This is a genomic window from Lachnoanaerobaculum orale, assembly GCF_003862485.1.
In the GTDB taxonomy this organism is placed as follows: Bacteria; Bacillota; Clostridia; order Lachnospirales; family Lachnospiraceae; genus Lachnoanaerobaculum; species Lachnoanaerobaculum orale.
Genome location: NZ_RRCM01000001.1, coordinates 1,882,938 through 1,894,971 on the forward strand (window position 1 = coordinate 1,882,938; position 12,034 = coordinate 1,894,971).

At 38.7% G+C, this 12,034-nt stretch carries 13 protein-coding genes and 1 pseudogene; 2 read left to right on the forward strand and 12 right to left on the reverse strand.

The window, feature by feature from the left end:
* The 5 genes and pseudogenes from EHW90_RS13940 to EHW90_RS09030 all read right to left on the reverse strand — a co-directional run.
* Nucleotides 1-110 (reverse strand): annotated as a pseudogene (locus EHW90_RS13940) (transposase); the annotation flags it as partial.
* 146 nt (nt 111-256) lie between these two features.
* The gene (locus EHW90_RS09015) at nt 257-1,372 is read right to left on the reverse strand and encodes a polyamine ABC transporter substrate-binding protein (protein WP_124952430.1); all 1,116 of its coding nucleotides are present in this window, start codon (nt 1,370-1,372) and stop codon (nt 257-259) included.
* A gap of 32 nt (nt 1,373-1,404) precedes the next feature.
* Nucleotides 1,405-2,172, reverse strand: a complete 768-nt coding sequence (locus EHW90_RS09020; protein WP_124952431.1) for an ABC transporter permease — start codon at nt 2,170-2,172, stop codon at nt 1,405-1,407.
* Nucleotides 2,169-3,023, reverse strand: a complete 855-nt coding sequence (locus EHW90_RS09025) for an ABC transporter permease (protein WP_124952432.1) — start codon at nt 3,021-3,023, stop codon at nt 2,169-2,171. The genes EHW90_RS09020 and EHW90_RS09025 overlap by 4 nt, the downstream gene beginning before the upstream one ends.
* Complete coding sequence (locus tag EHW90_RS09030) at nt 3,013-3,981, reverse strand: ABC transporter ATP-binding protein (RefSeq protein WP_124952433.1); 969 nt, start codon at nt 3,979-3,981, stop codon at nt 3,013-3,015. The genes EHW90_RS09025 and EHW90_RS09030 overlap by 11 nt, the downstream gene beginning before the upstream one ends.
* A gap of 158 nt (nt 3,982-4,139) precedes the next feature.
* Between EHW90_RS09030 and EHW90_RS09035 the strand changes: the two genes are divergently transcribed.
* A complete protein-coding gene (locus tag EHW90_RS09035; RefSeq protein ID WP_124952434.1) occupies nt 4,140-4,448 on the forward strand; it encodes a YerC/YecD family TrpR-related protein in 309 nt (102 codons plus the stop codon).
* A gap of 24 nt (nt 4,449-4,472) precedes the next feature.
* On the opposite strand, the gene EHW90_RS09040 is transcribed toward EHW90_RS09035, so the two are convergent.
* From EHW90_RS09040 to EHW90_RS09050, 3 genes are read right to left on the reverse strand one after another with little or no spacing between them, the layout of a single operon-like run.
* Nucleotides 4,473-5,075: a ribonuclease H1 domain-containing protein gene (locus EHW90_RS09040; RefSeq protein ID WP_207667039.1), complete on the reverse strand. Its 603-nt coding sequence runs from the start codon at nt 5,073-5,075 to the stop codon at nt 4,473-4,475.
* A gap of 8 nt (nt 5,076-5,083) precedes the next feature.
* Entirely contained in the window at nt 5,084-6,073 is a 990-nt protein-coding gene (locus tag EHW90_RS09045; RefSeq protein ID WP_124952436.1) for an aromatic acid exporter family protein, read from the reverse strand.
* A 12-nt stretch (nt 6,074-6,085) separates the two neighbouring features.
* Nucleotides 6,086-7,048 (reverse strand): glycosyltransferase, encoded by a 963-nt coding sequence (locus tag EHW90_RS09050; protein ID WP_124952437.1) that lies wholly within the window; start codon nt 7,046-7,048, stop codon nt 6,086-6,088.
* Nucleotides 7,049-7,235: 187 nt separating this feature from the next.
* Between EHW90_RS09050 and EHW90_RS09055 the strand changes: the two genes are divergently transcribed.
* Nucleotides 7,236-8,183 carry a putative ABC transporter permease gene (locus EHW90_RS09055; RefSeq protein ID WP_124952438.1) on the forward strand — a complete coding sequence of 316 codons (948 nt, stop codon included), beginning with the start codon at nt 7,236-7,238 and terminating at the stop codon, nt 8,181-8,183.
* 26 nt (nt 8,184-8,209) lie between these two features.
* Here the strand turns inward: EHW90_RS09055 and EHW90_RS09060 are convergent, their stop codons facing one another.
* From EHW90_RS09060 to EHW90_RS09070, 4 genes are read right to left on the reverse strand one after another with little or no spacing between them, the layout of a single operon-like run.
* Nucleotides 8,210-9,418, reverse strand: coding sequence for a CCA tRNA nucleotidyltransferase (locus tag EHW90_RS09060; protein ID WP_124952439.1), 1,209 nt, complete (start codon nt 9,416-9,418; stop codon nt 8,210-8,212).
* A 2-nt stretch (nt 9,419-9,420) separates the two neighbouring features.
* Nucleotides 9,421-10,860, reverse strand: coding sequence for a proline--tRNA ligase (gene proS, locus EHW90_RS09065; protein ID WP_124952440.1), 1,440 nt, complete (start codon nt 10,858-10,860; stop codon nt 9,421-9,423).
* Nucleotides 10,861-10,866: 6 nt separating this feature from the next.
* The gene (locus EHW90_RS13280) at nt 10,867-11,022 is read right to left on the reverse strand and encodes a hypothetical protein (protein ID WP_167345161.1); all 156 of its coding nucleotides are present in this window, start codon (nt 11,020-11,022) and stop codon (nt 10,867-10,869) included.
* Nucleotides 11,000-12,031 (reverse strand): hypothetical protein, encoded by a 1,032-nt coding sequence (locus tag EHW90_RS09070; protein WP_124952441.1) that lies wholly within the window; start codon nt 12,029-12,031, stop codon nt 11,000-11,002. The genes EHW90_RS13280 and EHW90_RS09070 overlap by 23 nt, the downstream gene beginning before the upstream one ends.
* Nucleotides 12,032-12,034: the final 3 nt, after the last annotated feature.

The following is a 12,034-nucleotide window of genomic DNA, read 5'->3' on the forward strand; positions in this document are numbered from 1 at the left end:
TTTAGGGTATAGACAGGATCGTCATCAGGTAAACTCAATTCATAGAAGCTAAAGTTGATTTTCTGTTGACCTATTTCAAAAAAGTCGTTATAATAATTAACTGTAAGCATAGTTACATTATAACATGTAACGAAGAAAGATGGTTGTCGTTAGCCATCTTTTTTTATGTAAAAACTTAGGGTGGTGTGACTCAAAATGAGTCACACCACCCTTTCTTATAGCTGTCATTTCCCGACAGCCCCTAATTTATTTGAATTTAGTTTGTTTTTTGTCTGAACTCTTCCCAAATCTTGTTGTGAAGCTCATTTGCCTCATCGCTGATATTTTCAATAAGTTCTCCGTTTTCAATAAGTGAAACCTTATCCTCAGGGAATACTATAAGATCCTTCCAGTCATCGGATACATACTGCTCTGCAGCCTTGTTTGTAACAAAATAGCCGATATACTCAAAGCACTTTGCCGCAACTTCAGGCTCATTGATATAGTCAAGGAATGCATAAGCCGCTGCCGAGTTCGGTGCCTTTGAAGGTATGAAGCTTGCCATTACACCGAATCCCAGTCCCTCTTTTGGGTAAACCGTTTTAAGCTCAGGGTTTGCCTTAAGTGCCTGAGTTACCTGTGAAGTATACATAAATGCGGCTCCTACCTCACCGCTTAACAAATAGTCCTGAAGATTGTTGTCATTGATAAGACGAATATTAGGAGCAAGATTCATAAGCTTATCTCCCGCCTGCTGTATCTGTGTCAAATCGTTTGTATTGAAAGAATATCCTAAAGTCTTCAGTGCAATACCGTCTATTACACGATAATTTCCTACAATACCTACATTTCCTGCCAACTCAGGTTTCCAAAGATCCTCATAACCTGTAATCTCCGTCTTTACAGTCTCAGGATTGTATACAATAAGCGGAATTCCTGCACCGTAAGGCAGAGTATACTTGTTATCAGGGTCATAGAACTTGCTTTGGAACAGCGGATTGATATTGCCGTATGTGGAAATCTTTGACTTGTCAAGCTCGGTTACAAGACCGTCCTTTATAGCAAGCTGTACTATATAATCATCTGCCACAACTATATCGTAGTCACCTCCCTTGGTCTCTTCAAGCTTTGCAAGCATTGTCTCATCCAAGTCGAAGTTGGTGTAATTTATCTTTACACCCGTCTTTTTTGTGAAGCCGTCCAACACTTCCTGTGGGAACATACCGTCCCAAGTATACAGATTAAGTGTAGTTCCCTTAAGACTCTCATCAGCCTTACCCGCTTCGCTGCTTTGAGCCTGTGAAGAAGCCCCGGCACCGTTACCGCTCTGTCCGCAACCTGTAAGTGCAAGTATCGCACCAAGGCCCAATAAACCTAATACCTTAGATCTCATTTAATTACCTCCAAATAAATGTTGTTGAAAAGTTATTCTTTCCTTGTTTTTTCTGAAATAAATATGATCAGCACGGTAATCACTAAGATAACAGTAGCAAGAGCATTTATTTCAGGGGTAATACCGGTTTTCATCTTTGTGTATATCTTGATGGCAAGAGTATTCACAGAAGGACCGGTAGTAAATATAGATATTACCACATCATCAAACGACATTGCAAACGATAATAACAATCCGGATGCAATTCCCGGCAATATATATGGTAATGTCACATCTCTGAAAGTTTCAAATTCACTTGCGCCAAGGTCTCTTGCCGCCTCCTCAAGCGATAAGTCCATTCCCATAAGTCTGGCTCTTACAATAAGGAAGACATAGGGCACACAGAATGAGGCGTGTGCAATAGTCATTGTCACAAAGCCGAAAGGCAAGTTCATATATGAAAATATAGCCATAAAAACCATTCCGAGTATAATCTCAGGAATCATTATAGGCAGAGATGCAAAATTACTGATAAAATCGTCAAAAAACAGTTTCTTTCCTCGCATTGCAAGTGCCGCACTTACACCTATTATAAGTGCAAGCACACATGCAAGAAATGCAAGTATTATACTGTTTAAAAGTGCTTTCTTTATATCTCCGTCTCCTAAAAGCATCTTATACCAGTCAAGTGAGAAGCCTTCCCAAACACTTGAAAGCTTTGACTTGTTAAAAGAATATACCACAGTCAAAATAATAGGGAGATAATTTAAAACAGTTATTACCGCCAGAAATATAACGGCAGCTTTTGATACCTTTTTCAAAATAACCCCTCCAATTCTCCTGTACCTGAAATTCTTTTATATATCCTAAGGAATAATGTGGTGAGCAACATCAGTATCACACTGAGCGCCGCCGCAAAAGGAATATTTCTAAGCTTTGTCAGCTGCTCCACTATAACACTGCCTATCAGCACTATCTTGTTTCCGCCGAGAATATCTGAGATATAGAAAAGTCCCATACTCGGCACAAATGTAAGCACCACTCCGCTTAATAAGCCCGGCATTGTAAGTCTTAGCGTAACTGTAAGGAATGCCTCCATTTTGCTCGCACCCAAGTCTCTTGAAGCCTCTATCAGACTCCAGTCCATCTTCTCCACACTTGAGTACACCGACAGTATCATAAATGGCAGCAAAAAGTATACCATACCTACAAGTACGGCCGGATATGTATATAAAAGCTTTAGAGGCGACTTGGTTATTCCAAGAAACATCAAAACTTTGTCAAGTACACCGTTGCTTCTGAAGATAATAATCCATCCGTTCAGCCTTATCAGTCCGCTTGTCCAAAACGGAATCATAAGAAGCATCATCATCCTTCTCTTCCACTTCATATCAAGTCTGCCCATAAAATATCCGAAAGGATACCCTATCAGTATAACAAGCAGTGTAGAAGCCAGTGCAAGTTTTAAGGACTGCAAAAATATATTCAAATAAAAAGGTTCAAATACCTTCTTATAATTGTCAAGTGTAGGTGTAAGGTCAAATCCCCATGTACTTGCCTTGGTTAAAAAGCTGATTACCACCATATATACAAGCGGCAACACTACAAAAAGCAGTGTGAAAGCGTATATAGGTATTCTAAGCAGATATTCTTTTATCTTTTTATTTTTCACCTTCTACCTCCACCATATCATTCTTATTCCAGCCGATACTTATCTCATCTCCGATTTTCAGATTTATATTCATACCCATATGCGATGAGGTGATTTCCTGTCCGTCTTTTAATCTTACCTTTACTTTGGAAAGTCCTGCCGTAAAACTGTTTTCTACAACCACTCCGTCATAGTCTCCCACTCCGAGTCTTACATGCTCGGATCTTATTGCAAACAGTCTTTTACCGTCATTATACAGATTCGCTCCGCCTACAAACTCGGCTACAAAGGCGGTCTTCGGAGTGTCATATACTTCACTCGGAGTACCTATCTGCTCAATATTGCCGTTTCTCATTACCACTATCCTTGACGACATATTAAGAGCTTCTTCCTGATCATGTGTGATGTATATAAAGGTTATTCCAAGTGCCTTTTGGAGCTTTTTAAGTTCAGTCTGCATCTGTCTTCTGAGCATAAGGTCAAGGGCTCCCAAAGGCTCATCCAGTAAAAGTACACTCGGCTTATTTACAATGGCTCTGGCTATTGCCACTCTTTGTTTTTGTCCGCCTGAAAGCTGTGACGGATTTCTCTTTTCAAATCCTTCAAGCTGTACAAGTGAAAGAGCCTTTTCCACTTCAGCCTTTATCTCGTTTGCAGGCAGCTTCTTCAATTTCAATCCGTATCCGATATTCTTTTCCACATTCATATGCGGAAAAAGCGCATAGTTTTGAAATACCGTGTTTACATCTCTTTTTTCAGGTGCAAGCATTGTGATATCTTTGCCGTTTAATACCACCTTACCGCTGTCAGGTGTCAAAAGACCTGCAACTATTCTTATTGTGGTGGTCTTTCCGCAACCGCTTGAGCCCAAAAGAGTGACGAACTCTCCTCTGCCTATATCAAGAGAGATGTTTTTTAAAACCTTTTCTCCGTCAAAACTTTTTTCGATATTTTCCAAACTCAATATAGTATCTGTCATTTTTATAAATTCCCTCCGGGGTTATTCGATTTTAAACAATATTATATTATGATACCATTTTTTCAACTGTAAATCACTAAAAATATTATTTTGTCCAAACTTTACTTTTACAAGTTAAAATGCTAAAATATAAGTATTATTTGATTGGAGCATTAGTTATGAATAACAAGATTAGGACAGACGCGGTAGACCATCTATTTGACGCCATCCTTACATTAAACGATAAAGAAGAATTATATACCTTCTTTGAGGATGTTTGCACCGTAAATGAGTTGCTCTCACTCTCTCAAAGGTATGAAGTAGCAAAGATGTTGCGTGAGAAAAAGACTTATCTTGAGATTGCTGAAGAAACAGGTGCTTCTACAGCCACTATCTCCAGAGTAAATCGTTCTTTAAATTACGGCAACGACGGTTATGACATGGTCTTTAAAAGACTCGGTCTTTTTGAAAAGAATACTGTAAAATAAATCGGAGTTTTTTCTCCGATTTTTTTATATCAGTCCAAGCGCTCTCTTTGCCAGCTCATCCGCCAAATCGTTGTACTTATCTCCCGAATGCCCCTTTACCTTTATAAAATCCACATCTACATGCCTGCTTGCATCTTCATAAAACTTTACATACCTCTTTGTACCTTCTTTTTTTGCTTTCCAGTCGCCGTTGCACCACTTTTCTATTCCCTCGTAGTCATAGAAAATACTGATACTCTTTATATTATGATCAATACAATACTTCATAGCCGCCATAGAGCCTTCTATCTCACCTGCAACATTTCTCATATCGCTCATATCATCTTGTTCAAACTTTTTAAAAAAGTGAAGCTCCTCTTCTCCGTGCATCATCACCATTCCGTAGGAATATGACTTTGTGGTATCGTCATAGCTGCCGTCCACATATGCAAAGGCCTCCGACTGTTTTTCATCTTCTTTATCAGCTTTCTTTACGCCGCCGTTTACAAAATCAAGCGCATCATCTTTATTTGTAAAGCTTTTATATGCGGCACCTGAAAATCCGCTCACGGCACTTTTACACTCATCCCAGGTTGTAAATACTCCCGTCTTTCTTCCCGCTCTCACCGCATAATATTTTTTTGCCATAGTATCTCCTACTTCCAAAACATCTTCTTTTCTTCTTCGCTTATATTCTCTACAAACTCTCTTTTTATCTCCAAAAACTGCTCTATATTTACCAATACGGAACGCAATGTGGCTCTGTCTTCAAACTCCGTACCTGTTTTCGGTAATTCACTTGATCTGTGCTTTTCTTTAACAAAGTATAAGTCAAGCAGTGCATTCACGGCATTGTTAGACTCATGAAGCTTAGGTATCAAATTCTGTAGAAAATCTGCTATATCTCTTGCCTGCGCAGGTCTTGATTTCATTGTACTTCCCTGCATAAAGATATATCTTAACACCATTATCTGTGATTTTCTCATCTCCATATAGTTGATAAAATACTTCAAGTCATAGCTGAGTATATTGTCTTTATCCGTATATGACTTTGCAACGGCATCAGCTATTATCTTTTCCAATGCATCAAAATCATACTCAAGCTTTTCCTTCTCATCCTTTAAGAATACTACAAGCTTATCAAGTATAATCCTTATCTCATCTTCTATCCTTGCCTGATACTCTCTTATATGTGCAAGGTTTCTCGGCATATACATATTTAAGATTATACCTACTGAAGCGCCTATAAGCATCAGAAGTGCTTCATTTCTTACAACGCCTATATTCATATACTTTTCGGACATTATATGTGTGACCAATACCGCACATGGGGAAAGGCTCTCATACATTCCGAAAGCTATACATATAGATACAAATACCAAAAGATAACAGATAAACGCAGGCACATTATAGCCTATCAGATTAAATGCAACAAAGGCTATAAACATTGATACTACAAATCCCGCTATTCTCTTTAATGCAATCTTGATAGTGGATTTCTTTGTATCCTGTATACTGAGCAGCGTTATGATTCCTGCCGAGCTTACATATTTTAATCCCAAAAATTCGGCAATTATTATGGCAATACCTGTACCGATTGCAATCTTTAATACTTTTATAAAATTTATCTTTTTAAAAAAATCCATATACCTCCGAAATTATTTTTTCAAACTTAATGCCGTCTTTCTTACCAGATTGTATACATCCGGCAAAAAATACTCAAACTTTATAAAAAATCTCTCTCTGAAATCAAGCTCCTTATACTCATTTTTGTACCGCTTTGAAAGAATATTTTTGAAATCTCTCACATTTACATAGGTAAGGAAACGCAGTCTCTTTTTGGCAGCCTCCACCTCACTGTGAAAGCGGTAGTCGGAGTCCTTATCATATGCCTCATACATCTGTTTCATATTTTGATAGTAATCTTCCTGCTTTTTCTTATAATCTCCGCTAAACTGTGAAGCCGTCCAAGATGTAGGCACTCCCATTCTGTATACACTCATCACTCTGTCAATGTAATAAGCGTCACCGTATTTTGCAGAGATTATCTGCATAGGAATATCGCCCACCTTACAGTCAAAATAGTACTGCGGCAGGCTCTTCATATACTCACTTCTAAGCAGCAGCGATGCTGTAGGATAGTGTGTTCTTTTATTTATCACTTCCTTGGCAGTGATTCGCATACTTTTCTCATACGGTCTGATAAGATTCGGCGAAAAAGTGTTGTCCAGATTTTCAACCTTGGCCGCATGAAAACAAAAGCTTATATCCTTATTCTTATCAAGGATTTCCACCTGCATCCTAAGCTTCTCATCATCACACCAGTAGTCATCCCCCTCACACATGGCTATATACTCACCGCTTGCCCTCGGGAAGTTATATACTCCGCTCGGATTGGTCACCCCTTTTGAATACATATTTTCATCATGATAAATTGGCTTTATAATATCAGGATATTTTTTTTCATATTCTCTTATAATATCCGCAGTATCATCTGTTGATGCATCGTCATTTATCAAAATCTCTATATCAAAATCCCTTTTCTGTGCCAGAAAGGAATCTATAGCCTTTTTTATATACTTACCGTGGTTGTAGGTAATACAGCATATACTTACTTTCATATACTCACTTTCTCTTTAAAGGCAATCATGCCTGTTATAATATTCTCTCAATTTCAAGGCTTTAAACCCCGATATCATACTATAGCATAAAATAATGTCTTATAGTTAATTTTTAAAATATTTTATGAATTTTGATAACTTGTAGATATATCCCCTCTATGATATCATTACTACATTGGAGGCGGACATGACAAAATATACTTTACTGCAATGGATTGCATTTTTTTACATATACTGTTTTTTCGGCTGGTGCTTTGAAAGCGGCTATGCAAGTATCAAAAACAAAAGACTTGAAAACAGAGGATTTCTTAGAGGACCTTATATACCGATATATGCTTTCGGTGCCATATTTGTACTTATAATTACAGACTCATTTCAGGGAAATATCTTTGAGGTATATTTTTCCGGAATGATTGCCGCAACCGTACTTGAATATGTCACAGGTTATGTGATGGAAAAACTTTTTAAAGTAAAATATTGGGACTACAGTGACCATAAGATTAATTTAAACGGCTATATATCACTTTCCACCTCTATAGCCTGGGGCTTTTTATCCGTTGCACTTACAGATTTTTTGCAGGTAAATGTATACAAATTTGTCTCCTCATTGGCTGAAACCACACTGAAAACATCCGTAATTATTGTAAGTATTATCTTTTTTTCAGATTTGCTTCTGTCTGTCAAGGCGGCGTTCAGCCTTGCAAGAGCATACGCAACTCTTATGAAAGCAAAAGCTGAATTTGGCGAAGTCGGAGCGAAACTATCAGGTATGGCTGAGGGCTTTGTCAGCGAAACTCAAAGCAAGCTCACAAGTATCAGAGACAGCGTATCCAATCAGGTAAATAAAGCCAATGAATATATCTCAGGCGGCAAAGTAAGTCTGGCGGCGTTAAAATCCGATATTGAAGGGAAACTCTCATCTCTTTCAAACACTGTGGCTTCAAAATCACCTGCATATCTTGAATTAAAACGCAGATATGAAGTGGCAAGAGAAAAGTACAACCTAAACTTCCCGAAAATAGGTAAAGTGATGTCATTCTTTATCAGAAATATGATTAAGGGTAACCCGGGACTGAATAAGAAATATTTGGATCAAATGAAGGAGCTTGTTGAAATCAGAAAGAATAATAAATAAAAAACTGCGAGTGAAATCGCAGTTTTTTATATAAATTCTTTTGCCAATCTTAACAAACTTGACTTTTCATTGTTAAGCGGATTTTCTATCACTTTCTTTAAAAGAAATTCCAAAACCTCACCGATTTTGGGGCCTTTTGAGATACCGATGTCCATCAAATCCTTGCCTGTAATATCAAGCATACTGATTTCATATGCGTGGTTCTCCTTCAGTATCAGACTGTATCCGTTCTCTATAGTATCTATTTTATCAAGAATATCTTTATTCTTTTTATCAGTCTTTAAAATTTCAATATAGTCATAAAAAAGATCCGGTCCTATCCTGTGCAGCGACCATCTGATATCTTCATCCGAACTTGGCAGCGGATTTTTCAACTCTTTTACAAGCAAATATGTATTATTCCTTGTAGCATTGTCCGACTTAAGTTCAAAAAGTATCTTCTTTACAGCTTCCGTATTTTCAATATTCTCCAAAAATACAGCCCAGTACATATGTTTCTTATTGGAAAACTTTCTTGGATAAAAATCATATATACTTTCATCAAGCTTTGCAAACTCTTTTCCGATATATCTGTAGAGTCCGCTTGTATAAACCATTTTGATATTTTGTGCAAAATCTCCGCAAAGTGACTTGTTGAGCTCCACAAAGATTCTCTCTTTGCTGACATTTGATAAAAGTTTCGCTTTTTCTTTTATGGCCGCAAATGTATCGTCATCTATTTTAAACCCGAGCTGCGCTGCAAATCTGACTGCACGAAGCATTCTCAGTGCGTCTTCGTCAAATCTCTTTTTTGCATCACCTACAGCCCTTATGATACCGTTTTGCAAATCTTTTCTGCCGTCAAATAAGTCTACAATACCTTTATTATGTGAATACGCCATCGCATTTATGGTAAAGTCTCGCCTGCACAAATCCTCCGAAAGGTTTTTACTGAACGATACACTGTCAGGATGCCTGCCGTCGGAATAATTACCGTCTATTCTGTATGTGGTAAGCTCATATCCCACACCGTCCATAAGTACCGTTACAGTACCGTGTGCAATGCCCGTATCAAATGTCTTTTTAAAGATTTTCTTCATATCGACAGGAAGCGCATCTGTAGTGATATCCCAATCTTTAGGGGTCTTTTTTAGGAGGCTGTCTCTTACACAACCTCCCACCGCAAAGCCCTCAAAGCCATGCTCCTCCAGACTTCCTATGATATTTTCAACATTCTTAGGTAAATCAATTATCATCCTTAATATGCTTTTCCCCAATATACCATCTTCTTTGCCTTCTTGCCGCAGCAAACACATACATCGCTTATCTGCTCCTGTGCCTCAGGCATACATCTTGAGGTGGCACCTGCCACTTCCTTAATCTTATCCTCACAGGCTCTGTCACCGCACCACATAGCCTTTATAAATCCCGGCTTATTGTCTGCAATATCCTTGAACTCTTCCATAGTTCTTGCTTCATAGGTATGTGCGTCTCTATGTGCAAGTGCGGTCTCATACATATTTGTCTGAATATTTTCAAGGCATTCCTTAGCGTCACTTTCCACATTGTCAAGTGAAACAAAGCTCTTCTCTCCTGTATCTCTTCTGACAAATACGCATTGGTTGTTCTCGATATCCTTAGGTCCGATTTCAATTCTTAAAGGAATACCTCTCATCTCGGACTCTGCAAACTTAAATCCCGGACTCTTCTCACTGTCATCAAGCTTTACTCTTATACCTGCCGCCTTCAATCTGTCATAAAGAGCGTTTGCCGCATCAAGTACGCCTTCTTTATGTGCCGCTACAGGTATAATATTTACCTGCACAGGTGCAATATGAGGAGGCAACTTAAGTCCTGAATTGTCACCATGTACCATGATTACGGCACCTATTATTCTGGTGGTCATACCGAATGATGTCTCAAATACAGGCTTAATCTGATTGTCCTTGTCTGTAAATGTTACATTAAAAGCCTTTGCAAAGCCGTCACCGAAGTAGTGGCTTGTACCTGACTGCAATGCCTTACCGTCATGCATCAGCGCTTCTATTGTATAAGTAGCTTCAGCACCTGCAAACTTTTCCTTATCTGTCTTTATACCTCTTATAACAGGTATTGCAAGGTCTTTTTCAAAGAAGTCCGCATATACTTCAAGCATCTGTACGGTTCTGTCATGTGCTTCTTTTGCGGTAGCGTGAACGGTATGTCCTTCCTGCCATAAGAACTCTCTGGAACGAAGGAAAGGTCTTGTAGTCTTTTCCCATCTTACTACGGAGCACCACTGGTTCAAAAGTTGCGGAAGATCTCTGTAACTTTTTACAACTCTGGAGTAGTAGTCACAAAACAGAGTCTCTGAAGTAGGTCTGACACAGAGTCTTTCGTCAAGCTTCTCCATTCCGCCATATGTTACCCAAGCCACCTCAGGTGCAAATCCTTCCACATGGTCGGCCTCTTTTTGCAATAAACTCTCAGGGATAAACATAGGCAGGTAGCAGTTTTCAATGCCTGTCTCTTTAAATCTTCTGTCTATCTCGTTTTTCATATTCTCCCATATAGCATATCCGGCAGGTCTTATTACAAGGCAACCCTTTACACTGGTATAGTCCACCAACTCCGCCTTAAGTACAATATCCGTATACCACTGGGCAAAATCGACGTCCATGGAAGTAATCTCTTCTACAAGCTTCTTTTCCTTAGCCATTTTTATTTAATCCTCAATATCTTCCTTAATTTCTTTTTTCTTTCTGATTACAAGATCAGATTCGGCGTCATCAATCCTTCTCTTTAGATAAAAGTAAATAATGATGCCTACAATGAATAATATAACAATCAATGCAATCTCAATTATGTTTCTTATTAACATTGCCCCTCGATTTTTCTCTTCTCTTCTTATTTATCCATTTGAATGCATCTATCATAGGCAAAAGCACAATTGCAATCCACCATGTATATGCACCTGCAGCCAAGATTGTAACACCGTCATATCCGTTAAAGCTTCTTGAAGCCTTAGTACTTTCAGTTTGAACCGGTGTGGTATCAACCTTTTTTCCCACTACTTTTGTATTATTCTCATCTTGTTTTTGTGCGACCCTTGTCTCATCGGCGGCAGCACTTTCAGTCACCTTTGACTCATCTGTTTTTTCCGATGTATCAACTTTTGAATCGGGAGCTTTTGTCTCCGTGTTTTCACTTTCCTTTTGTGATACCGTATTTTCGGCTCTTCTTTCACTTATCTTACTCTTTCCGGTGTTACCTTCAGAGTTCTTTTCTATCTTTTTATTGTCGGCATCACTGAGAGTATTCACAGTACTGACTACAGACTGTTGTGTTGACGCTTTACTTTCCGACGGCAGTGTTTTATCACTCAAAGTTTTAGCATCACCGTTATTATTTGCTGATTCAACATTCCTTTTTTTCTTTGAACTGCCGTGATGTTTATTATTTTCAAACTTTGTGGAATTATCCGTAGGCCTTGACGGCTGTGATTCCTCCGGTAATGACGGTCCGGGCTGTGAAGGCTCAGGTTGTGGCGGTACTACAGGTAAAACCGGCGTCGGCATAAGTCTTTGAATACTTTCAAACTCAACATGAAAAACTCCGTCATCAGATGTGTATCCTCTTTTTCTCAGTCCGTCTTCAGTATATGTAGGTTCCTTTACAATCACCCACTCGCCATGTGTATCGTCTGCTGTCCTGGGTATCTCATTACCGCCTGTTGTATTATCATGTGCAGCGTTGCTGCCTGTATGTACATCCGCTCCGACATAATAGTTATTAGTTCCAAGCGGTGACGCATCGGCAATTACACCGTTTATCGCTATAAACGCCGTTGCAAGAGCCAACGCCCCCATCGCTTTATATTGTTTTTTCATTCT

Excerpts from the sequence above, each read along its gene's own strand:
- EHW90_RS09060 (WP_124952439.1), bottom strand. The coding sequence starts at position 9,418 with ATGATAATTGATTTACCTAAGAATGTTGAAAATATCATAGGAAGTCTG.
- EHW90_RS09050 (WP_124952437.1), bottom strand. The coding sequence starts at position 7,048 with ATGAAAGTAAGTATATGCTGTATTACCTACAACCACGGTAAGTATATA.
- EHW90_RS09030 (WP_124952433.1), bottom strand. The coding sequence starts at position 3,981 with ATGACAGATACTATATTGAGTTTGGAAAATATCGAAAAAAGTTTTGAC.
- EHW90_RS09070 (WP_124952441.1), bottom strand. The coding sequence starts at position 12,031 with ATGAAAAAACAATATAAAGCGATGGGGGCGTTGGCTCTTGCAACGGCG.
- EHW90_RS09015 (WP_124952430.1), bottom strand. The coding sequence starts at position 1,372 with ATGAGATCTAAGGTATTAGGTTTATTGGGCCTTGGTGCGATACTTGCA.
- EHW90_RS09055 (WP_124952438.1), top strand. The coding sequence starts at position 7,236 with ATGACAAAATATACTTTACTGCAATGGATTGCATTTTTTTACATATAC.
- EHW90_RS09045 (WP_124952436.1), bottom strand. The coding sequence starts at position 6,073 with ATGGATTTTTTTAAAAAGATAAATTTTATAAAAGTATTAAAGATTGCA.
- EHW90_RS09040 (WP_207667039.1), bottom strand. The coding sequence starts at position 5,075 with ATGGCAAAAAAATATTATGCGGTGAGAGCGGGAAGAAAGACGGGAGTA.
- EHW90_RS13280 (WP_167345161.1), bottom strand. The coding sequence starts at position 11,022 with ATGTTAATAAGAAACATAATTGAGATTGCATTGATTGTTATATTATTC.
- EHW90_RS09035 (WP_124952434.1), top strand. The coding sequence starts at position 4,140 with ATGAATAACAAGATTAGGACAGACGCGGTAGACCATCTATTTGACGCC.
- proS (WP_124952440.1), bottom strand. The coding sequence starts at position 10,860 with ATGGCTAAGGAAAAGAAGCTTGTAGAAGAGATTACTTCCATGGACGTC.